Source organism: Streptosporangium sp. NPDC051023, assembly GCF_040689595.1.
Taxonomy (GTDB): Bacteria; Actinomycetota; Actinomycetes; order Streptosporangiales; family Streptosporangiaceae; genus Streptosporangium.
Map to the genome: position 1 here is coordinate 24,354 of NZ_JBFBCE010000034.1, position 19,394 is coordinate 43,747.

At 71.2% G+C, this 19,394-nt stretch carries 19 protein-coding genes; 8 read left to right on the forward strand and 11 right to left on the reverse strand.

From position 1 onward, the window contains the following. Window positions 1–232: 232 nt before the first annotated feature. The 8 genes from AB0395_RS22900 to lon form a co-directional block, all read right to left on the reverse strand. Complete coding sequence (locus AB0395_RS22900) at window positions 233–1,564, reverse strand: trypsin-like peptidase domain-containing protein (RefSeq protein ID WP_366283462.1); 1,332 nt, start codon at window positions 1,562–1,564, stop codon at window positions 233–235. A 303-nt stretch (window positions 1,565–1,867) separates the two neighbouring features. Beyond that, window positions 1,868–2,035 (reverse strand): hypothetical protein, encoded by a 168-nt coding sequence (locus tag AB0395_RS22905; RefSeq protein WP_366283464.1) that lies wholly within the window; start codon window positions 2,033–2,035, stop codon window positions 1,868–1,870. A 211-nt stretch (window positions 2,036–2,246) separates the two neighbouring features. Next, window positions 2,247–2,507, reverse strand: a complete 261-nt coding sequence (locus tag AB0395_RS22910; protein WP_366283466.1) for a hypothetical protein — start codon at window positions 2,505–2,507, stop codon at window positions 2,247–2,249. Window positions 2,508–2,699: 192 nt separating this feature from the next. Next, complete coding sequence (locus tag AB0395_RS22915) at window positions 2,700–3,539, reverse strand: MetQ/NlpA family ABC transporter substrate-binding protein (protein ID WP_366283468.1); 840 nt, start codon at window positions 3,537–3,539, stop codon at window positions 2,700–2,702. A gap of 71 nt (window positions 3,540–3,610) precedes the next feature. Next, window positions 3,611–4,267 (reverse strand): methionine ABC transporter permease, encoded by a 657-nt coding sequence (locus AB0395_RS22920; protein ID WP_366283470.1) that lies wholly within the window; start codon window positions 4,265–4,267, stop codon window positions 3,611–3,613. A gap of 52 nt (window positions 4,268–4,319) precedes the next feature. Further along, a complete protein-coding gene (locus tag AB0395_RS22925) occupies window positions 4,320–5,282 on the reverse strand; it encodes an ATP-binding cassette domain-containing protein (protein ID WP_366283471.1) in 963 nt (320 codons plus the stop codon). 165 nt (window positions 5,283–5,447) lie between these two features. Beyond that, a complete protein-coding gene (locus AB0395_RS22930) occupies window positions 5,448–5,579 on the reverse strand; it encodes a hypothetical protein (RefSeq protein ID WP_366283472.1) in 132 nt (43 codons plus the stop codon). Between the two features lie 176 nt (window positions 5,580–5,755). Further along, entirely contained in the window at window positions 5,756–8,125 is a 2,370-nt protein-coding gene (gene lon / locus AB0395_RS22935) for an endopeptidase La (RefSeq protein WP_366283474.1), read from the reverse strand. 193 nt (window positions 8,126–8,318) lie between these two features. Here lon and AB0395_RS22940 point away from each other — a divergent pair, with 193 nt between their 5' ends. The 6 genes from AB0395_RS22940 (at window position 8,319) to AB0395_RS22965 (ending at window position 13,760) form a co-directional block, all read left to right on the forward strand. After that, entirely contained in the window at window positions 8,319–9,608 is a 1,290-nt protein-coding gene (locus tag AB0395_RS22940) for a sensor histidine kinase (protein WP_366283476.1), read from the forward strand. Further along, window positions 9,605–10,261 carry a response regulator transcription factor gene (locus AB0395_RS22945; protein ID WP_366283478.1) on the forward strand — a complete coding sequence of 219 codons (657 nt, stop codon included), beginning with the start codon at window positions 9,605–9,607 and terminating at the stop codon, window positions 10,259–10,261. Before AB0395_RS22940 ends, AB0395_RS22945 begins: the two co-directional genes overlap by 4 nt. Window positions 10,262–10,498: 237 nt before the next feature. Next, complete coding sequence (locus AB0395_RS22950; protein ID WP_366283480.1) at window positions 10,499–11,239, forward strand: alpha/beta hydrolase; 741 nt, start codon at window positions 10,499–10,501, stop codon at window positions 11,237–11,239. Then, the gene (locus AB0395_RS22955; protein WP_366283482.1) at window positions 11,232–12,404 is read left to right on the forward strand and encodes an acyltransferase family protein; all 1,173 of its coding nucleotides are present in this window, start codon (window positions 11,232–11,234) and stop codon (window positions 12,402–12,404) included. Before AB0395_RS22950 ends, AB0395_RS22955 begins: the two co-directional genes overlap by 8 nt. 60 nt (window positions 12,405–12,464) lie before the next feature. Beyond that, on the forward strand, window positions 12,465–13,118 hold the full coding sequence (locus tag AB0395_RS22960; RefSeq protein ID WP_366283484.1) for a biliverdin-producing heme oxygenase: 654 nt from the start codon (window positions 12,465–12,467) through the stop codon (window positions 13,116–13,118). Between the two features lie 48 nt (window positions 13,119–13,166). Further along, window positions 13,167–13,760, forward strand: coding sequence for a TetR/AcrR family transcriptional regulator (locus AB0395_RS22965; protein ID WP_366283485.1), 594 nt, complete (start codon window positions 13,167–13,169; stop codon window positions 13,758–13,760). Here the strand turns inward: AB0395_RS22965 and AB0395_RS22970 are convergent. Further along, complete coding sequence (locus tag AB0395_RS22970; protein WP_366283487.1) at window positions 13,687–14,913, reverse strand: low temperature requirement protein A; 1,227 nt, start codon at window positions 14,911–14,913, stop codon at window positions 13,687–13,689. The two genes, AB0395_RS22965 and AB0395_RS22970, sit on opposite strands and share 74 nt — an antisense overlap. 246 nt (window positions 14,914–15,159) lie before the next feature. On the opposite strand from AB0395_RS22970, the gene AB0395_RS22975 reads away from it, so the two are divergent. Both AB0395_RS22975 and AB0395_RS22980 read left to right on the forward strand, forming a co-directional pair. Continuing rightward, entirely contained in the window at window positions 15,160–15,486 is a 327-nt protein-coding gene (locus AB0395_RS22975) for a hypothetical protein (RefSeq protein ID WP_366283489.1), read from the forward strand. A gap of 76 nt (window positions 15,487–15,562) precedes the next feature. After that, window positions 15,563–16,711, forward strand: coding sequence for a DUF6745 domain-containing protein (locus tag AB0395_RS22980; protein ID WP_366283490.1), 1,149 nt, complete (start codon window positions 15,563–15,565; stop codon window positions 16,709–16,711). On the opposite strand, the gene AB0395_RS22985 is transcribed toward AB0395_RS22980, so the two are convergent. Both AB0395_RS22985 and AB0395_RS22990 read right to left on the reverse strand, forming a co-directional pair. Beyond that, window positions 16,687–17,559, reverse strand: a complete 873-nt coding sequence (locus AB0395_RS22985; RefSeq protein WP_366283560.1) for an STM4011 family radical SAM protein — start codon at window positions 17,557–17,559, stop codon at window positions 16,687–16,689. The genes AB0395_RS22980 and AB0395_RS22985 overlap by 25 nt on opposite strands. 431 nt (window positions 17,560–17,990) lie before the next feature. Continuing rightward, window positions 17,991–19,340, reverse strand: coding sequence for an STM4012 family radical SAM protein (locus AB0395_RS22990; RefSeq protein ID WP_366283561.1), 1,350 nt, complete (start codon window positions 19,338–19,340; stop codon window positions 17,991–17,993). Between the last annotated feature and the right edge of the window lie 54 nt (window positions 19,341–19,394).

Here is a 19,394-nt window from a genome sequence, read left to right on the forward strand (position 1 = left end):
CATGAGGCCGGTGGACCCAGCGTGCGAGCACGGCTTGTCCAGCCCGGGCGATGACGCCGCCGACCCGGACACCCACCTCCGCGCCCGCGATCAACCGGGTGACGGCTCGCCGTAGCCGTAGAAGGTCTGGGCCATGAGGGGGCGCCCTGGCTGTGAAACAGGGAAAACAGCTGAAAACAGATGCGCCGCCGGGGTCCGCAGCGTCCCCGGCGGCGCATCGGCTCCGATGGGACTACTGGTCGGTCTTCTCGACGAGGGTCGCGGTCACGGTCTGGGACTTCCCGTCGCGGACGTAGGTGATGGTCACCTTCTCCCCCGGTTTGAAGCCCCTGACAGCGCCGATCACGGTGGCGGCGTCGTCGACCTGGGTCTCGTTGATCTTGGTGATCAGGTCCCCCTGCCTGATCCCGGCCTGGGAGGCCGGGCTGCCCTCGGTGACCTGGCCGACCAGGGCGCCGCTCGTGTCACCGGTGGCATCGGCGAGGCTGACACCCAGGAAGGCGTGGGTGACCTTGCCGGTGTCGATGAGCTGCTTGGCGACCTGCTTGGCGGTGTTGATCGGGATGGCGAAGCCGACGCCGATGCTGCCCTCTCCGCCGTTGGTGGCGATGGCGCTGTTGATGCCGATCACCTCTCCGGACGCGTTGACCAGAGCACCGCCCGAGTTCCCCGGGTTGATCGCCGCGTCGGTCTGGATGGCGCCGCCGATGGTGGTCGGCCCGCTGCCCTGTTGCTGCTGCTGCATGCCGCCGCCCCAGCCCGGCGGGAGCTGCTGCCGCTGCTCGCCGCCGACGGTCAGCGTGCGGTTCAACGCGCTGACGATCCCGGCGGTGACCGAACCGGACAGGCCGAGCGGGCTGCCGATGGCGAGCACCGAGTCGCCCACCTTGATCTTGTCGCTGTCGCCGATCGTAGCCTTGGTCAGGTCGGAGACGTTCTCCGCCCGGATGACGGCGAGGTCGGTCGCCGGGTCGGTGCCGACGACCTTCGCGGTGGCGGTCTTGCCGTCGCTGAACTTGACGGTCATCTGACTGTCCCCGCCCGCCTGGCCTCCCAGCGTGACCACGTGGTTGTTGGTCAGGATGAGGCCGTCGGCCGACAGCACGACGCCGGATCCGTCACCGCTGCCGTTGGCGGTCTTGACCTCGATGGAGACCACCGCGGGCTGAACGGCCTTGGCGACGTCGGCGACCGTGGTCAGGTTGCCGACCGGCCGTACCGCGGGCGCCGAGGAGGAGGCGGAGGAGGCCGCGACCGTGCTCGCCCCGCCGAACGAGGTCGCGACGAGGGCCCCTGTCACTCCGCCGCCGACGGCCATCGCGGCCAGCGCCAGCCCGACGCCCAGCTTCTGCCCGGCGCTGAGCGAGCTTCGCTGGGCGGGCACCTGGACGGGTGCCGCGGGCGCGTCCGGAACCGGGTTGATCAGTGTCGGCTGCGGCCCGGTCTCCTTGTCCGACGCGTAGCCGCCGACACGCGGCGGCACCTTGCCGAACTGGCTCCAGCCTTCGTTCCCGTGGGTCGCCTCGGCCGCGGTGTTTTCCTGCTCATTCTTGTTCGGGTCCATGTCTTCCCCCACGTCCTGCATCCGCTCGTGGACTGTCGGAGCGGCGACCGGCGGTTCCGGTACACCAGAACCATGCCTGACCGGGTGTAAGAGCAGGTTAAGAGGATGATCGGGGTCGGCCGATTCCCCTCACGGGGCCTTTATCAGCCGTGCTCAGAGACGGTCAGCAGGAGGCGAAAACACAAAAAAACCACCTCTCGCCGGGTCTCCCGCAGGTGACCGCCGAGATCGAAGCGCCGACGCGTGACCGTCGGAGATCATCGGACTCGGCTGACCGAGGGGAGCCGGCGGGATGGCGCGCGCTCAGAAGGTGAAGCCCTCCTCGGACCTCCCCGTCCCGCGTGTCCTGTCCAGTTCGGCCTTCAGGCCGGGCAGCAGGCGCTCCAGGGCCTTGTGCCATTCACGGTGACGCCCCGGGTGTTCGACTGCGGCTCCGCACGTCCTGCACATGGGGGGCTGGGTCTGCGTCATCGAAACTCCTTAAGTGTGGAGACCCGGTCCTTCAAGGCCGGGAGGAAACGCGGCACGACGCCGCAGGTTTCGGTAATCCCGTTCGGCGACGCGGAACCGTCACCTGCCCCGGCAGACGAATCCAGAACCATATTCTGCGAATTGCCGGAGACGGGTACGGCGGCGGCCCCGCCCACGTGCGGCAGCCGTACGGCCACGGCGAGGAGCGAGGTCATAGGGCCACGTCCCGGGAGGCGAGGGCTCCAGGAGGGACCTCGCCCACCGGGGTCACCACGATCCGCCTGCCCGGCTCCTCATACCCGTGCTCCGTCAGCCACATCAGGATGCCCGGCCCCAGGTCGTCGAAGGTGACGGGAGAGCCCGGCGAGAAGATGTCCCTGCCCGCGGCCTGTCCGGCGTCCCCCTCGACGATCGACAGGGTGTAGGTGGTCATGGCGGCCCCCGCGCTGTAGTCGTTCCCCGCCGGATCCATACCCAGGTCAGGGAGCGTCCGACCCACCCGCCCGGGCACGCGCGCCGCAACCGCTTGCTCCCTGGCGCACGGAACCGGGCGGCGCCAGGCTCGGCCGGGCGGCGAGAAGCGGGCGGCGTGAAGGGGGTGGGAGACGACCGAAGGCCGTGACCCGGGGCAGGGTCACGGCCTTCGGATCGCGCGGGCCAGGGTTCAGTTGGCGGGGATGACCGCACCCTTGTAGGTCTGCTCGATGAACTGCTTCACCTCGGGCCCGGCGAGCAGCTTGGCGAGCTTGACCACCTGCGGGTCCTGCTCGTGGCCTGCGGCGACCACCAGGCCGTTCACGTAAGGGTTGCCCTCCGCCTTCTCCAGGATCAGCGCGTTCTCCGCGGGCTTGAGGCCCGCCTCGAGCGCGTAGTTGCCGTTGATGACGGCGGCGTCCACGTCCTCGAGGGACCGGGGCAGCTGCGCGGCCTCGAGCGGCTGGAACTTCAGCCCCTTGGGGTTGGCGGTGACGTCGCGCTCGGTAGCCGAGGTGCCGACGCCCGCCTTGAGGGTGATCAGGCCGTTGTCGGCCAGCAACTTCAGCGCCCTGCCCAGGTTCGTGGCGTCGTTCGGCACGGCCACGGTGGCGTTCTGCGCCAGTTTGCCGATGTCGGTGATCTTCTTGGAGTAGAGCCCGAGGGGCTCCAGGTGGACCGGCTGCAGGAAGGTCAGCTTGGTGCCCTTCGAGGCGTTGAAGTCGTCGAGGTAGGGCTTGTGCTGGAAGAAGTTGGCACCGAGCCTGCCCTCGCTGAGCTGCACGTTCGGCTGGACGTAGTCGGTGAACTCGACGATCTCCAGGTTCAGGCCCTCCTTCGCGGCGAGCTTGTCCTTGACGAACTTCAGGATCTGCGCATGCGGGACGGGGCTGGCGCCGACCTTGAGCACCTCGGCGGCGGGGCTCTTGGCCGCCGCTCCGGTGGTCGTCTCGGTCCCGGGCGAGCCGCAGGCGACCAGCGAGACAGCCAGGGCGGTGACCGCGGACGCGATTCCTATGAATTTACGCATGGTGCGCTCCTTGTGGGTGTGAAAAACCAGGGCCCCCGCTTGTGGCGGGGTCCCGGGGGGAGGGGGAAAGATCAGTTACGTGTGAGACGGCGGGCGACGGTGTCACCCAGGGTCTGCACGAGCTGGACGATGACGATCAGTACGACGACGGTGATCACCATGAGCGTGGTCTCGAAGCGCTGGTAGCCGTACCGGATGGCCAGGTCGCCGAGCCCGCCGCCGCCGATCGCCCCGGCCATCGCCGAGTAGGAGATCAGCGCGACCACGGTCACCGTGAGCCCCGCGACCAGACCGGGCATCGCCTCGGGGAGCAGGACCTTGCCGACGATGGTTGTACGGCTCGCGCCCATCGCATGGGCCGCCTGCACCTTGTCAGCTCCGACCTCGCGCAGTGCGGTCTCGACCAGCCTGGCGAAGAACGGCGCGGCGCCGAGGGTCAGCGGGACGATGGTCGCGACGGTGCCGATGGTGGTGCCCACGATCAGGCGGGTCAGCGGAATCACCGCGATCATCAGGATGATGAACGGCAGGGAACGGCCGATGTTGACGACCAGCGCGAGCAACCGGTTCAGCGCCAGGGAGGGGAACAGGCCGCCTCGGTCGGTGACGACCAGGGCGACGCCGAGCGGCAGGCCGAGCAGCACGGTGAACAGGGTCGACCAGACGACCATCTGGGCGGTCTGCCAGGTGTTCTCCCACAGCAGCGGGGCCATCTCGTCCCAGGTCATGTGATCTCCTTCGTCGGCGCGGGCGAGGCGGGACGGGTGCGGGACGGCCCGGTCACCGGCTCTCCTCGACCAGCAGGCCGCGCTCGGCCAGGTAGGTGAGGGCGGCGGCGCGTTCGGCGCCGGTGAGGCGCAGGCGCAGCCGTCCCGCGGAGACGCCCGCGACCTCCTCAAGCGCGCCGCCGAGGATGTTGACGTCCACGTCGAACTTGCGGACCACCTGCGAGACCACGGGCTCGTCCGCCTGCCCGGTGAAGGTGATCGTGACGTTGCCCGGCTCGGGAGCGGGGAGCGGGAAGAGCTCGGCGGCGAGCCGGGAGCCCGGCCTGGCCAGCAGCTCGGGAATGGTCCCCGACTCCTCGATCCGGCCGCCGCGCATGATGGCGACCGAGTCGCAGATCGTCTTGACGACGTTCATCTCGTGGGTGATCAGCAGGATGGTCAGGCCGAGCTCCCGGTTGAGGCGCTTGAGCAGGGCCAGGATCGACTGCGTCGTGCCCGGGTCGAGCGCCGAGGTCGCCTCGTCGGACAGCAGCACGGAGGGGTTGCCCGCCAGCGCGCGGGCGATGCCGACCCGCTGTTTCTGACCGCCGGACAGCTGCGCGGGGACGGCCTTGGCCTTGTCCGCCAGCCCGACCAGCTCGAGCAGCTCGGTGACCCGCCTCGCGCGTTCCGCCTTACCGACGCCCATGACCTCGAGCGGGAAGGCCACGTTGCCCGCGACCGTACGGGAGGACAGCAGCGCGAAGTGCTGGTGGATCATCCCGATCCGCTGCCTGGCCCCGCGCAGCTGGGCCTCCCCCAGCGCGGTCAGCTCCTGTCCCGCCACGGTGACCGTACCCTCCGTTGGGCGTTCGAGGAGGTTCACGCAGCGCAGCAGCGTGCTCTTGCCCGCACCGCTCTGCCCGAGCACACCGAAGATCTCGCCCTCGCGGACGTGGAGGTCGACGCGCTCGACGGCGGTCACCTCGCGGCCTCGGTCTCGGTAGACCTTCCGCAGGCCTGACACATCAATCACAGCTGTTCCCCAACATGAACGGATCGAAAGAAAGGGTTCGGGCGGGGAGGAGCTAGCGCGTGCCGGGGTCGAAAGGGAGATGGCTCAGGCGGCGCAGGACGAGGTGGTCCGCGGGGCAGATCATGGTTTCTGGGCCTTCGTGAGGAGAACGGGCGGGGGCGAAGCTCAGCGCGTTGAGCACATACAGCTCATGGCGCACATGCCGGGCATCTGGCACATGCGCTCGCCAAGAGACACGACCCGGCCCTGCGGGGTCGCGCCGACCTGGTTCACCACGTTCACGTCTGCGTTCAACACGAGCCCGGCCTACCCGCATTCCCGGTATTTCATGTGATCCCTATCACGCCGATAGGAGATTCTCGCCTCCGTGGGACCGGGCACGACCGTCCGGAGAGCGGCCACCTCCGGCGAACGGCGAACGGCGAACGGCCCGCCCTCCCAGAAAAGGGAGAGCGGGCCGTTCTGAGGGACGGTCAGGCCGCGGCGTGCTCGGCGACCTTGGCCGGGGTGAGCGCGATCTCCAGGACCTCCCGCACGTCGCTGACCGTGTGGACGGTGAGCTCGTCGCGGACCGCCTGGGGGACGTCGTCCAGGTCGGGCTCGTTGCGCGCCGGGATCAGCACGGTGGTGATCCCCGCCCGGTGGGCGGCCAGCAGCTTCTGCTTGACCCCGCCGATCGGGAGCACCCTGCCGGTGAGGGAGATCTCGCCGGTCATGGCCACGTCGTTCCTGACCGTACGGCCCGACAGCAGCGAGGCCAGGGCGGTGGTCAGGGTGACGCCCGCGGAGGGGCCGTCCTTGGGAACCGCTCCCGCGGGGAAGTGGATGTGCACCGAGCGGTCCTTGAGGGACGCGACGGACAGCTCCAGCTCCGCGCCCCGCGAGCGCAGGTAGGACAGCGCGATCCTGGCCGACTCCTTCATGACGTCGCCGAGCTGGCCGGTCAGGGTCAGCCCCGTGTCTCCGGTCTCCGGGTCGGCGAGCGACGCCTCGACGTACAGGACGTCGCCGCCCGCTCCGGTGACCGCCAGGCCGGTGGCCACGCCGGGCACCGCCGTACGCTGGCTGGACTCGGGGAGCGACGACTCCGGCACGTGGCGCGGGCGGCCGAGGTAGGGGACCAGGTCCCCGACCGTCACGGGCAGCTCCGCCTCGCCGAGGGCGACGTTCGCGGTCACCTTGCGCAGGATCCTGGCGATCGAGCGCTCAAGGGACCGGACACCGGCCTCACGGGTGTACTCACCCGCGAGCCTGCGCAGGGCGTCCTCGTCGACGGTGACGTCCTGCGCGGTGAGGCCCGCCTTGTCGAGCTGGCGCGGGAGCAGGTGGTCACGGGCGATCGCGACCTTCTCGTCCTCGGTGTAGCCGTCGAGCGTCACGATCTCCATGCGGTCCAGCAGCGGCCCGGGGATGGCCTCGAGCACGTTGGCGGTCGCCAGGAACAGCACGTCGGACAGGTCGAGCTCGACCTCCAGGTAGTGGTCACGGAAGGTGTGGTTCTGCGCCGGGTCGAGCACCTCGAGCAGCGCGGCGGTCGGGTCGCCCCGGTAGTCGGAGCCGACCTTGTCCACCTCGTCGAGCAGCACGACGGGGTTCATCGACCCCGCCTCGCGGATCGCGCGGACGATCCGGCCCGACTGGGCGCCGACGTAGGTGCGCCGGTGGCCGCGGATCTCGGCCTCGTCGCGGACACCGCCGAGGGCGACGCGGACGAACTTGCGGCCCATCGCGCGGGCGACGGACTCGCCAAGGGAGGTCTTGCCGACCCCGGGAGGACCGGCAAGCGCGAGCACGGCGCCGCTGCGGCGCCCGCCGACCACGCCCAGGCCCTTCTCCGCCCTGCGCCCGCGCACCGCGAGGTACTCGATGATGCGGTCCTTGACGTCGTCGAGGCCGGTGTGGTCGGCGTCGAGGACGGCGCGGGCCGCGGTGATGTCGTAGGAGTCCTCGGTCCGCTCGTTCCACGGGATGTCGAGGACGGTGTCGAGCCAGGTGCGGATCCAGCCGGTCTCGGGGGACTGGTCGGAGGTCCGCTCCAGCTTGTCGACCTCCTTGAGCGCGGCCTCACGCACCTTCTCCGGCAGGTCGGCCGCCTCAACGCGGGCGCGGTAGTCCTCCTCCTCGGTCTCCGGGGAGGAGCCGTTAAGCTCGGCCAGCTCCTTGCGGACCGCGGCGAGCTGCTGACGGAGCAGGAACTCGCGCTGCTGCTTCTCCATGCCCTCCTGGACGTCCTTGCGGATCGTCTCGGCCACGTCGAGCTCGGCGAGGTGCTCGCGCGACCACTCGACCAGCTTCTCCAGGCGGTCGGCCGGGTCCGCGGTCTGCAGGATCTCGGCCTTGCGCTGGGTGTTCAGCCAGGGGGCGTAACCGGAGTTGTCGGCCAGGATCGACGGGTCGTCCATCTTGTTGACCGCGTCGACGACCTGCCACGCGCCCCGCTTCTGCAGGATGGTCGTGGCCAGCGCCTTGTACTCCTTGGCCAGTTCCTCGGCGCGCTCCCCCGCCCTGGGGACGTCCATCACGGTCGCCTGCACCCACAGGGCCGCGCCCGGCCCGGTGGTGCCGGAACCGACCCGGACACGGCTGACGCCGCGCACCACGGCCGCGGGCTCGCCGCCCGGCAGCCTGCCGACCTGCTCGACCACGGCCCTGACGCCCACGGGACCGTATTTTCCGTCGATCCGGGGAACGAGCAGCACCTCGGGCTTGTTGTCGGCGAGTGCCTGAGCGGCGTCGATCGCGGCCCGGACCTCGCTCTCTGACAGGTCCAGCGGGACGACCATGCCCGGCAGCACGACCTCGTCGTCGAGGGGCAGGACCGGGAGGATCAAGCTCTCACTCATCTGCACTCCAAAGGTTGAGTTATACCGACTCAATTAATGAGAGCCCTCGATTGTTCCCGGACTTGAGCGTGTTCGCTGTGAGCGATCGTAATTGTGTAATCGAGCAAGCTGGCGACTGTACCTCCCAGGTGTGAGGCCGGGGATCACCCCTGGGTACGACGCCGGCCGGGGCGCGGCTGCCTAGGCTGGGCGGGTGGAACTGCCCGCCGGTCTCGTACGGCTCGCCCAGCCGCTGGCCCTGGCGGTGGTCACCGGGCGGGCCGATCCCCCCTTCCCCCGCTCCCGCCGCCTGCGGATACCGATCCCCGCATCCCTGCGGCTGTTGCCGTTCCACGCCGTCGACCTGATCGTGGTGGCCAATCTGCTGGCCTTCTGGCTCGTGTACAGCGGAGGCATGGGCCCGCTCCTGGGTGATGGGAGGCTCACGCCCTTCTATCCCGGGTGGTGGCTCTCCCTCGCCACCATGGCGTCCTCCGTCCCTGTCCTGCTGCGCGAGCACTGGCCGCTGACCGCCTGGCGGATCGCGCTGGCGGGCGTGTTCGTCACCGCCCCGATCCAGGACACCCTGGACGGCATGGGCGGCCTGCCCGTGCCGCTCCCCGCGGTCGTGACCTACCTGCTCGTGGTGTACTCCGTCGCGGTCCGCTGCGAGCGGAGGATCACCGTGGGCGTGTGGATCGTCTCGATGCTCGTCATGGCGCTCCTCTCCTCCGGATTCGACGAGATCGCCATGGCCGCGATCCTGCTGAGCGTCACCGCGCTTCTCGGCTACAACGTCCGGACCAGACGGCTGGCCGCGAGCCTCCTGGCCGAGGAGGAGCGGCGCAGCAAGGGGGCCCTGACCGCGCAGGCCGCGCTGGAGGAGCGGGCCAGGATCGCCAGGGAGCTGCACGACGTCGTGGCCCACCACATGTCGGTGATCGCCATCCAGGCGGAGGCCGTACCGCTGCAGGCGGCCGGGGACGCCGAGCGCCTCGAGGAGGGCCTGCGGGAGATCCGCGCGCTGTCGCTGTCGGCCATGACCGAGATGCGCCGGGTGCTGGGCGTGCTCAGGGACGAGGACGGGCACACGGACACCGCGCCGCAGCCGGGCCTCGGCCGTCTGGAGGAGCTCGTCGGCACCGCGCGCTCCGCCGGGCTCACCGTGACGCTCAGCCTGGGCGGCGACCTGACCGGGCTGCCGACCGCGGCGAGCCTGTCCGCCTACCGGATCGCGCAGGAGTCGCTGAGCAACGCCATGCGGCACGCGCCCGGTTCGAACGTCTCGATGAGGATCGACCGGTCCATCGCCGAGTTGCGCATCCACGTGGCGAACGACGCCGGAGACGCCCTGCGCCACTCCCCCACGAAACCTGGACACACCGGGCACGGGCTGATCGGGATGCGGGAGCGGGTCTCCATGCTCGGCGGGAGGTTGTGGGCCGGGCCCGTCGGGACGGGCTTTGCGATCACTGTCATACTGCCGATCATGGAGGAGGCGTGACGATCCGGGTGCTCATCGCCGACGACCAGGGGATGGTCAGGACCGGGTTCACCGTGTTCCTCGGCTCGCAGCAGGACATCGAGGTCGTGGGCGAAGCGGCCGACGGCCGCGAGGCCGTGGCCAGAACGGCCGAGCTGCGGCCGGACGTGGTGCTGATGGACGTGCGGATGCCGGTCATGGACGGCCTGGCCGCGACCCGGGAGATCATGGCGTCCGGGGACCCCGCGCCGAAGGTCCTGATCCTGACCACGTTCGACCTCGACGACTACGTCTACGAGGCGCTGCGGGCCGGGGCCAGCGGTTTCCTGCTCAAGGACGCCTCCGCGCAGCAGCTCGCCGAGGCGGTCAGGGTGGTCGCGGCCGGGGAGGCACTGCTGGCCCCCTCGGTGACCAGGCGGCTGATCGCGGAGTTCGCCCGCTTCGGGCCGCGCCGCCCGCGCGGCAGGCTGGACCACATCACCGAGCGCGAGACCGAGGTGCTCGTTCTCGTCGCCCAGGGCCGCTCGAACCAGGAGATCGCCGCCGAACTGCTGCTGTCGGAGCAGACGGTGAAGACCCACGTGGGCCGGATCCTGGCGAAGCTGAACCTGCGCGACCGCGCGCAGGCGATCGTGCACGCCTACGAGACGGGCCTGGTCAGGCCGGGCGAGTGAGCGCCGGGGGGCGTCTCCCCCGCCTCTGAACGCCGGGAGGCGTCTCTCCCCGCCTCGTTCGCGTCCCGGCGCCCCACACCGCCCGGCAGCCCGCGCCGCCCGGCGGCCCGTCCCGGTCTCCGGCGCCCGGTCTCCCCCCTGGGGTTGACGCGGGAAGTGCGCGCTCCGGGGTGACGTGAACGACGGACCCCGCTTCCTAGCCTCTTGCCCGGTTCCCCGACCGTCCAGGAGGCCCGCATGTTGCGTCACGTGTCCGCGGTTGCCGTCGCCGCCGCGCTCTCCTATCTGATCGTCCCCGCTCCCCACGGCGACCGGATCGTCAGGGTCTACGGCGACCTGCGTACAGCCGAGAACGTCGCGGTCATCGTGCCGGGCTCCGACACCACGGCGGCCACCTTCGACGGCGGCAGAGCCAAGCCGTACAGCACCCCGGGGGGCGGCGCCAGGGCGGTGCTGGCCGAGGCGCGGGCGCTGGATCCCGGAGCCGGGCTGGCGGTGGTCGCGTGGCTCGGGTACGACAGCCCGGCGACCGTCAGCCTCGGGGTGCTGACCGAGGAGGCCGCGGAGGCCGGAGCCGCAGGCCTGCGGCGGTACGTCGCGGAGAGGCTCGGCGGGAAACGGGTCACCCTGCTCTGTCACAGCTACGGGTCGGTCGTGTGCGCCAGAGCCGCGCCGGGGTCGGGCGTCGCGGGCGTGGCGGTCTTCGGCAGCCCGGGGCTCGGTGTCTCCTCCGCCGCCGGGCTGGGCGGCGTCCCGCTGTGGGCGGGCAGCGGCAGCCAGGACTGGATGCGCCGGGTGCCCAAGCTCAGGCTCGGGCCGTTCGGCTTCGGCCCCGACCCGGCCGCCCCCTCCTTCGGCGCCCGCCTGTTCGCGACGGGCGCCGCCGGGCACAGCGACTACCTGAGGCCCGGTGGCGAGTCCCTGCGCAACCTCACCCTCATCGCCCTGGGCAGGACGGGTGAGGTGTCCCGTGGCTAGTCCGGGAGCCGGGGCCGCGCACCGGCCAGGCGTCGCCGCCAGGATCGAGGCCGCCACCCCCGAGGGCAGGGACCGGGGGGTGGACGCGCTGCGCGCGCTGGCGATCCTCGGGGTGGTCGCGGGGCACTGGCTGGTCACGGCCTGGGAGCGCGGCCCCGGCGGGACGGTGCACATCACCAGCCCGCTCGTCTATCTGGGGGCGCTCTCGCCGCTGTCGTGGGTGTTCCAGACACTGGCGGTCTTCTTCCTCGTCGGGGGCTACGCGGCGGCCAGGAGCCTGCGCTCGGCGGGCGAGGGCCGGGGCGGGGGCGCGGCCTGGGCGCGGGCCAGGCTGGGGCGGCTGCTGCGTCCCGTCGGGGCGCCCGCGCTGGTCTGGACGGGGATCGCCGTGGGCATGGCGCTGCACGGCATGCCGGGCGGGACGATCAGGGCGCTGCTGCTCCCCGCGGTCGCGCCGCTGTGGTTCCTGGCGGTGTTCGCCGCGCTCAACGCGGCCACTCCCCTGTTGCTGGCACGGCCGGGCACCGTGGCCGCCTGCGCGGTCGTGGTCGTGCTCTGCGTCGACCTGCTCAGGTTCTCGCAGACCGGGCCCGAGTGGCTGGGGTGGGTGAACGTCGCGGCCGGGTGGCTGGTGCCGTACACGCTCGGGGTCCGCTGGGCGAACGGCGCGCTCGCCTCGCGCCGGACCGCGGCCGGTCTGCTGGCGGCGGGCGCGGCCGGGGCCGTGCTGCTGGTGGCCCGGTTCGGGTATCCGGTGAGCATGGTGGGCGTGACGGGCGCGAAGGTCTCCAACCTCAGCCCGCCAACGCTCGCCGCGGTCTGCTTCGGCGTCGCCCAGGTCGGGGCCGCGCTGCTGGCGCGCGGGCCGCTGGCCCGGCTGATGCGGCGGCCCCGGCTGTGGGCGATGGTCGCGACGGCCAACCTGGGCGCGATGACGATCTTCCTGTGGCACCAGACCGCGCTGCTCGTGACCGTCATGGCCGCGCTGCGTTTCGGCGACGTTCCCGGGCTGCTGGGGGCGCCTGCGGACCCCGTGTGGCCGCTGTACCGGCTGGCCTGGTTTCCGGTTCTCGCCTTGATCCTCTGCGCGGCGATCGCCGCGGCGACGGCGGTTGCCCGCCTCACCAGGGGGCACTTTAATGACATGGTGTCATCATCAGCTTGACGAGGGCGCCCGATCTTTGTGACACTGTGTCATTAAAGGCCCCTTCAACGCGGAGTGAACATGAGTGAGCCGCCGTTCTCCGAAGTGCTCAGGAACGCCACCTGGAGCAGCCACGAGTCCGCTGAGGACGAGAGCTACCTCAAGGCTCTGATGGAGGGACGGCTCAGCGCCGAGGCCTACGGCGAGATGGTCGCGCAGCACTATTTCGCCTACGTCGCCCTCGACAATGCCTCGAAGGCGCTCGCCGACGACCCGGTCGCGGGGCCTTTCGTCTTCCCCGCGCTCTACCGCGAGGAGGCTCTGGTCCGCGATCTGGAGACGATCTATGGCTCGGGCTGGAGGTCGAGGATCGAGCCCTCCATGCCGACCAGGACGCTGGTCGCCAGGATCGAGCAGGTCGCCTCGTGGCCGGGCGGCCACATCGCGCACCACTACACCCGCTACATGGGCGACCTTTCCGGCGGGCAGTTCATCCGGATGGAGCTGCAGAAGATCTACGGCTACCAGCGGGACGGCGGCGTCGACTTCTACCGCTTCGACGAGGTCGGCAGCCTGCCCCGGTTCAAGAACGACTACCGCGCCCGGCTCGACGCGCTCCCGGTCGACGAGGCGGAGAAGCAGCGGATCATCGGCGAGACCAGGCTCGCCTACCAGCTCAACACCGAGGTGCTCGCCGACCTCGGGCGGGTGATGCGGGCCGAGCTCGCCGCCTGATCGGCTCGCGGCCGAACCGCGGCGCCGTTGCTGTGCGACGATGGGGACATGCCCCGGATTTCGGCCGCGACGATCGGCGAGCACCGCGCCCAGACGCAGGACCGGATCCTGCAGGCGGTCTCACGCCTCTCCCGCGACCAGGGCATCGACACGATCTCGATGACCGACGTGGCGAGCGAGGCCGGGATCACCCGGACCGTCCTGTACAACTACTTCCCCGACAAGGCGGCGTTGCTGCTGGCCTTCACCGAGCGGGTCACGGGTTACTTCATCGAGAGCTACGAGCGGGAACTCCCGCAGGACGCCTCCCCCGCGGAGCGCCTGCGGGTCTTCGTCCGCCTCCAGCTCGCCGGACTGCTCGCCCATCCCCATCCGGGCCCCGCGGACCTGTCGGCGGCGCTGGGCCCGGACGCCTACCAGCGCCTGGCCGACCATGTGGAGCCGATGCAGCGCATCCTGACGGGGATCATCGAAGGCGGTGTGGCGTCCGGCGACTTCCGCACCCCGGACGTGACCGCCGCGGCCCGCATCATCCTCGCCGTCATCGGCGCCGAGCGGGTGCCGCTGCTCAGCGGTGAGATGACGCCGGAGGACGCCGAGACGATCGTCTGCGAGTTCGTGCTGCGCGCGCTGGGCGCCTGAACACCCCGGCGTCGCTCACCGCGACGAGCCCGGCCATCAGGATCGCGATCAGCGGCAGCGGCACCGGCGTCAGCGGGGTGAGCAGGACGGCGAGCGCAACGACGGGGAAGCCCGCGTCCGCCCGGCGGCCCCGATGGTGCGGCCTGAGGTGCACCAGCCACACGCTGAGCACGAAAACGGCCACGGGGACCGCGACCGCGGCCCCGGCGGCGAGATCGCCGATGTGTGCCCGGCCCGTGTCGTGGTCGACCACGACGCCCAGCCCCGCGCCGACGGCCGCGGCCGAGGAGAAGATCAGGTAGTGGCCGTACCCCCATGGGAACGAGACGCGGTTGGAGGTGAGGATGCGCTCGGCGGGCCGGGCGAAGTACACCCACCACATCGCGAAAACGATCACTATCCCGCTGAGGGCGACCGACAGCAGCGCCGTCGTGACGATCCCCCGTTCCAGCCCGGTCTGGATCGCCGTGGTGGCCGCCAGAACCGACTCGCCCAGCACGATCAGCGTGAACAGCCCGTAGCGTTCGGCGATGTGGCCCGGGTGCCACGCGGTCTGCTGGAAGCGCTCCGCCCACAGCGGCACCGCGAGCTCGGCCAGGACCAGAACCAGGAAACCGGCGAGCCCCGCCTCTCCGGGCAGCGCCAGCCTGGCGATCCATCCCGCCTGCACCACCGTGATGCCGATCGCGTAGCGCGATGTGCAGGCGCGCCCGCCGGGATGCTCGCGGGCGGCCCGCGCCCACAGCCCGACCATCGCCAGGCGCATCACCGCGTAGCCCAGCGTGACCAGCCCGAAGTCCTGTTCCCCGAACGCCCGCGGCACCCCGGCCGCCAGGATGAGCACCCCGGCGATCTGCGTCAGGACCAGCAGCCGGTACAGCACGTCGTCGGTGTCGTAGGCGGAGGCGAACCAGGTGAAGTTCATCCAGGCCCACCAGATGGCGAAGAACACCATCGCGTAGCCGAGGACCCCGCTCCCCGCGTGCCCCTCCGACAGGGCGTGGTGCAGGCTCGCAGCCGCCTGCGCGACGCCGACGACGAAGCACAGGTCGAACAACAGCTCCAGCGGGGTCGAGGCACGGTGTCCCTGCAGCGGGTCACGGCCGGCCATGACGCTGCGCCAGACGGGCCTGCCGGCGTCGGATTCGCTCATCGATGCTCCTGAGAGAGGTCGCTGCAGGTCTAGCACGTCATCGCCGAAAGCGGCAAAGAGGGGTCCGGAAGCAGAGGCGGCGACCGTGGACCCCGCATTGGGCCCCGCATGCTCGACGGTCCCCCCTCCCAACATCCCAGGTCCAGGCACCGGATTCCATCGGGACCGGGTCCTGGCGGAAAGGGATGAAGGAATGTCGGTGGCGGCCGCTAGTTTTCGATCACCCCCGATTCGAGGAGCTGTGAGATGTACCGCCAGGGAGACATCCTGATCGTGCCCGTCGGCGAGGAGACCGTCCCCGCCTCGGTCGTGACCTCGCCGTCCGTGCCACGCGACGCGCGGGGCCGCCTGGTGCTGGCCCTGGGCGAGGCCACGGGACACGCCCACGCGGTGGTCGGCCAGGGCAGCCTGGTCCGCGGGCCGCGGCCGATGGACCCCGCTTTCCTTCATCTTCCCTCGGGCGGGCGCGTGGTCCACGAGGAGCACGCCGCGATCTCCCTGCCCAAGGGGTGGTACCACGTGCTGCGCCAGCGCGAATACGTCCCGGGCGCCTTCCGCGTCGTCGCCGACTGACATCCGACTCCCTCCCCGCCGCTCTCCCGAGGACGCCTCGGGACAGCGGGCCCCTTCACCCCAGGAGCACCCGAGCATGACCGTCACCAACGAACTCGCAGAAACGCTGAGCGCGGCCACGCTCCGCTGGCAGGAGGTGGCCTTCCAGGCAGGCCCCGCCGACCGCGACCGCGCCGAGGAGGGAGTACGGCTCGCCTACCGGATCGGCGGCCTGGCCGAACCCAGGCAGATCGTCTGGGTCCGTTCCCCGGCGGAGGGCGCGAGGATCGCCGCCGCGCTCGGCGCGGTCCAGGACGGCACCGGGCCCGGCACGGAACAGCCCGGGCGGCGGGACGGCGGGGCCGGGACACTCGACACGGACCCGCACGAGGCCGGGGCGCTCGAGGCCGGGGCGCTCGACGCGGGCAGGCCGGTCCGCGCCGAGGTGCGGACCGGGCCGTGGGAGCGGGCCAGGGCCGACGTGCACGCCTGGCTCGGCCCGGAGGGCTGGCCGCTGGCCTGGTCCCTGACCGGAGGGGCACTGTGGGAGCCGGTGAACAGGCTGGTCACCCGCGTTCGCGGGGGCGTCGCCGCGGCAGGGGAGTCGGAGGCCGCCGGGGCCAGGATGCGCGCCTCGACCCTCGACGCGGTGCTGGGCCAGCACGACGCCCCCTGGCTGTCGCTGTTCGACGCGCTGGGCAGGCCCGAGGTCGAGGGGCTCGTCCAGGTCGCCGAGTCCGCCGGATGGTGGTGGCCGTTCGAGCGGGTCGCACTGGTCTGCGAGCGCCCGGCCGAGCTGCACCGCGACGGATCGGACCGCCTGCACGGCACAGAAGGGCCCGCGCTCTCCTTCCCCGACGGCTTCGCCCTGCACGCCTGGCACGGCATGCCGGTGCCCGCGGATTTCAGCGCCTCCATGGCGGGCCTGACCCCTCATCGCATCCGCGCCGAGGAGAACGCCGAGCTGCGCAGGGTCATGCTGGAGCATTTCGGCTACGACCGCTACCTCGCCGAGTCGGGCGCGACCCCGCTGCACCGCGACGAGACCGGCGTCCTGTGGCGCATCGACCTGTCAGAGGACGAACCGGTGGTGATGGTCGAGGTGGTCAACTCGACCGCCGAGCCCGACGGCACGTTCCGCACCTACTGGCTGCGCGTCCCGCCGTCGACCCGCACCGCCCGCGAGGGGGTCGCCTGGACCTTCGGCTTCTCCGAGGCCGACTACCACCCGGTCAAGGAGACCTGAGGGATCCTCTCCAGGATGCCCCCGGCGAACACGTCGTAGAGGCCGGTCGGCTCCAGATGGACATAACCGATGTGACAGTCGCACAGCGCCGCCGGGCAGGCCCGGGGGCGCAGGGCCGCGCGGAAAGAGCCGTCGTAGAGGTTGCCGAGGACGGCCGGGACGAAGTGACAGCGCCGTACGGTGCCGTCACCGGCCACCGAGATCACGCTCTCCCCGGTACGGCACGGCTGCCCGGCGCTGCGGTGCGGTGTCCGGCTGTAGCTGAACAGCGGGTCCACCTCCGACCAGCGGGCCGCCTCCACGTCGGAGTAGAGGTGTCCCTCGGCGGCGTTCACCCACAGATACACCTCGGCGGGCAGATCCGCGCGGAGCCTGAGGGAGTGCTCCAGGTGCTCCGGCAGCCCGACGACGCCGACACTGAAGCGCACTCCGCGGTCGAGAAGGTCCCGGCACCTGCCGAGGAAGCGCTCATAGCCGACCTGCCCGGGGTGATAGGTCACCCAGAGGGCGAGCGTGTCCAGGTCCGCCTCGGCCAGCCAGTCGGGGCGGCAGCTGAAGTTGGTCTGGATGGCGACCTTCCTGACGTGCGGAAGGTGGCTGAGCTCCACCATCGCCCTGCGGTACCACGAGCGGGCCAGTCCCTCGCCCCACGGCGTGAACAGCACGGAGACCGGGTGACCGCATTCGCTCACCCACGCCGTGAACCGCTCGAGCGCCGCCCGGTCCTGGCGTAGCTGCGAGGGGGTGTCGCGGCGCTTGGCGAACGGGCAGTAGGGGCAGTCGTAGTCGCAGCTGGACAGCGGCCCCCGGTACAGGATCGTCAGATGTCCGGGGTCGTGGCCGCCCAAGGGAGGGGATCGGCGGGCGAGAACGGGGTCGTGCTCCTCCCCGGCAGGAGACGGACGGGTGTCGTGGTCTCCCCCGGCATGGGGCCTACGGGCGAGGCCGGGATCGCCCGCGGGAAGGTGCCACGGCCCTGCGTTCACCGCGTTTCTCCAGCATGGATGCCCCGTCCTTCAGGGCGGGGAGGAAATGTGGAACGGTCCCTCATGGTGTTCTCCGGATTTTCTCGGCGGGGCTTGCTACGGTGATGGAGCTGGCGATAACCAAGCTGGCGTTGCGTGTTGCGTGACCGCCCCAGGGCATGGGGTGGCAGCGCGGGGAGCCCTCCAGCCGCTGGGCGGGGCTGTGAACCGCGAACCACCCGGCTTCGGCCGGGAATCCCGGTCCCTTGGGGCCGGGAGGATGTCAAATTCACCACATTCCTCCAGCATGGATGTCAACGCTGCTCGTATCCGGCCATCAGCTCGCGCACCCGCGCCGAGAACAGCCAGGGGCCGATCGCGTCGGAGTGGGCGAGTCCCTCCGGGGTGAGCCGAAGACGGGGCTCGCCACCGGGCGGGAGGCCGGGGAGGCGGGCCGTACCCGCGGACGGCTCCCGGCTCTCCGGTTCGAGCCAACCCCTGGCGGCCAGGAGCTCCAGCTCCCGGCCGAAGTCGGCCGACACCTCGGCGCCGAAACGCTCACGGTAACCGCCCTGGTCCAGCCCCTCCGCCTGGAGCAGCGACTGGATCAGATGGCGGCGGCGCCGTTCCGCGTCGTCAAGATGGAACCCCACGTTCGCGAACGCGAACTCCTCCGGGGCGAGCCGTACGTAGTCGTCGATGATCCCGCGCACCTGGCGAGCCCCGACCGCGTACTCGTAGGAGTAGTGCAGGCCCGAGGTGTAGGAGCGGGCGCCGCAGCCGAGACCGACCATGCCGTCGCTCTGGCAGCGGTACTCGGTCGGGCCGGAGGATCCCGGCAGCCGGAACATCCGCATCGACACCTGTTCGTACCCCGCGGCGAGCAGGTGGTCGCGGCCCTGACGGTAGAGGCCGAGCCGGTGGTCGTCCCAGTCGTGCGCGCGACGGCCGAGACCGGTCAGCGGACGGACGTACAGCGGGTAGAGGTAGATCTCCTCCGGCCGCCAGGCGAGGGCCGCGTCCAGCGAGTGGCGCCAGGACCGCTCGGTCTGTCCGTCGATCCCGTAGATCAGGTCGATGTTGAGCGCCTCGAACCCCGCGTCCCTGATCCGGCCGAGCGCCGCCTCGACCTCCCGCCGCCGCTGCGGCCTGACGGCGGCGCGGGCCTCGGCGTCGATGAAGCTCTGCACGCCGATCGAGATCCGGGTCGTGCCCCGCTCGGCCAGGACCGCGAGCCGGTCGGCCGTCGCGGTCGCGGGCGAGGTCTCCACCGACAGTGGTACGGCGCGCAGGTCGGCGCCCATGACCCGCTCGGTGAGGTCGAACATCCGGCTGAGCTCCGCCGCGCTCAGGTAGGTCGGCGTGCCGCCCCCGACGGCCGCGATCACGAACTCGGGCCCGTCCAGAGCCTCCCGTACGGCACGCGCCTGGTGCTCCAGCGCGTTGAGGTAGGCGGCCACGAGCTCCTCGGGAGCGCCGGTCCTGGTGAACAGGTTGCAGAACCCGCAGCGCATCTCGCAGAACGGGATGTGCAGGTAGAGGAAGAGGCCGCCGAGCGGCTCCCCCGCCCACACCTCCCGGAGCGGGGGCCGGGGATCCAGCGGCCGGTAGGCGGTCTTGTGCGGGTAGGCGTACACATATCCCTGGTAGGGCCCCGTGTCCAGGCTCGTCTCTCCCGCAGGCCCGACATCGGAACCGGAATCCCTGCTCGTCTCTCC

What these genes read in the sequence shown, in the direction of transcription:
- AB0395_RS22910 (WP_366283466.1), bottom strand. Translation starts at nt 2,507, where the DNA reads ATGGATCCGGCGGGGAACGACTACAGCGCGGGGGCCGCCATGACCACC.
- AB0395_RS22960 (WP_366283484.1), top strand. Translation starts at nt 12,465, where the DNA reads ATGAGTGAGCCGCCGTTCTCCGAAGTGCTCAGGAACGCCACCTGGAGC.
- AB0395_RS22965 (WP_366283485.1), top strand. Translation starts at nt 13,167, where the DNA reads ATGCCCCGGATTTCGGCCGCGACGATCGGCGAGCACCGCGCCCAGACG.
- AB0395_RS22915 (WP_366283468.1), bottom strand. Translation starts at nt 3,539, where the DNA reads ATGCGTAAATTCATAGGAATCGCGTCCGCGGTCACCGCCCTGGCTGTC.
- AB0395_RS22900 (WP_366283462.1), bottom strand. Translation starts at nt 1,564, where the DNA reads ATGGACCCGAACAAGAATGAGCAGGAAAACACCGCGGCCGAGGCGACC.
- AB0395_RS22970 (WP_366283487.1), bottom strand. Translation starts at nt 14,913, where the DNA reads ATGAGCGAATCCGACGCCGGCAGGCCCGTCTGGCGCAGCGTCATGGCC.
- lon (WP_366283474.1), bottom strand. Translation starts at nt 8,125, where the DNA reads ATGAGTGAGAGCTTGATCCTCCCGGTCCTGCCCCTCGACGACGAGGTC.
- AB0395_RS22980 (WP_366283490.1), top strand. Translation starts at nt 15,563, where the DNA reads ATGACCGTCACCAACGAACTCGCAGAAACGCTGAGCGCGGCCACGCTC.
- AB0395_RS22975 (WP_366283489.1), top strand. Translation starts at nt 15,160, where the DNA reads ATGTACCGCCAGGGAGACATCCTGATCGTGCCCGTCGGCGAGGAGACC.
- AB0395_RS22920 (WP_366283470.1), bottom strand. Translation starts at nt 4,267, where the DNA reads ATGACCTGGGACGAGATGGCCCCGCTGCTGTGGGAGAACACCTGGCAG.
- AB0395_RS22905 (WP_366283464.1), bottom strand. Translation starts at nt 2,035, where the DNA reads ATGACGCAGACCCAGCCCCCCATGTGCAGGACGTGCGGAGCCGCAGTC.
- AB0395_RS22950 (WP_366283480.1), top strand. Translation starts at nt 10,499, where the DNA reads ATGTTGCGTCACGTGTCCGCGGTTGCCGTCGCCGCCGCGCTCTCCTAT.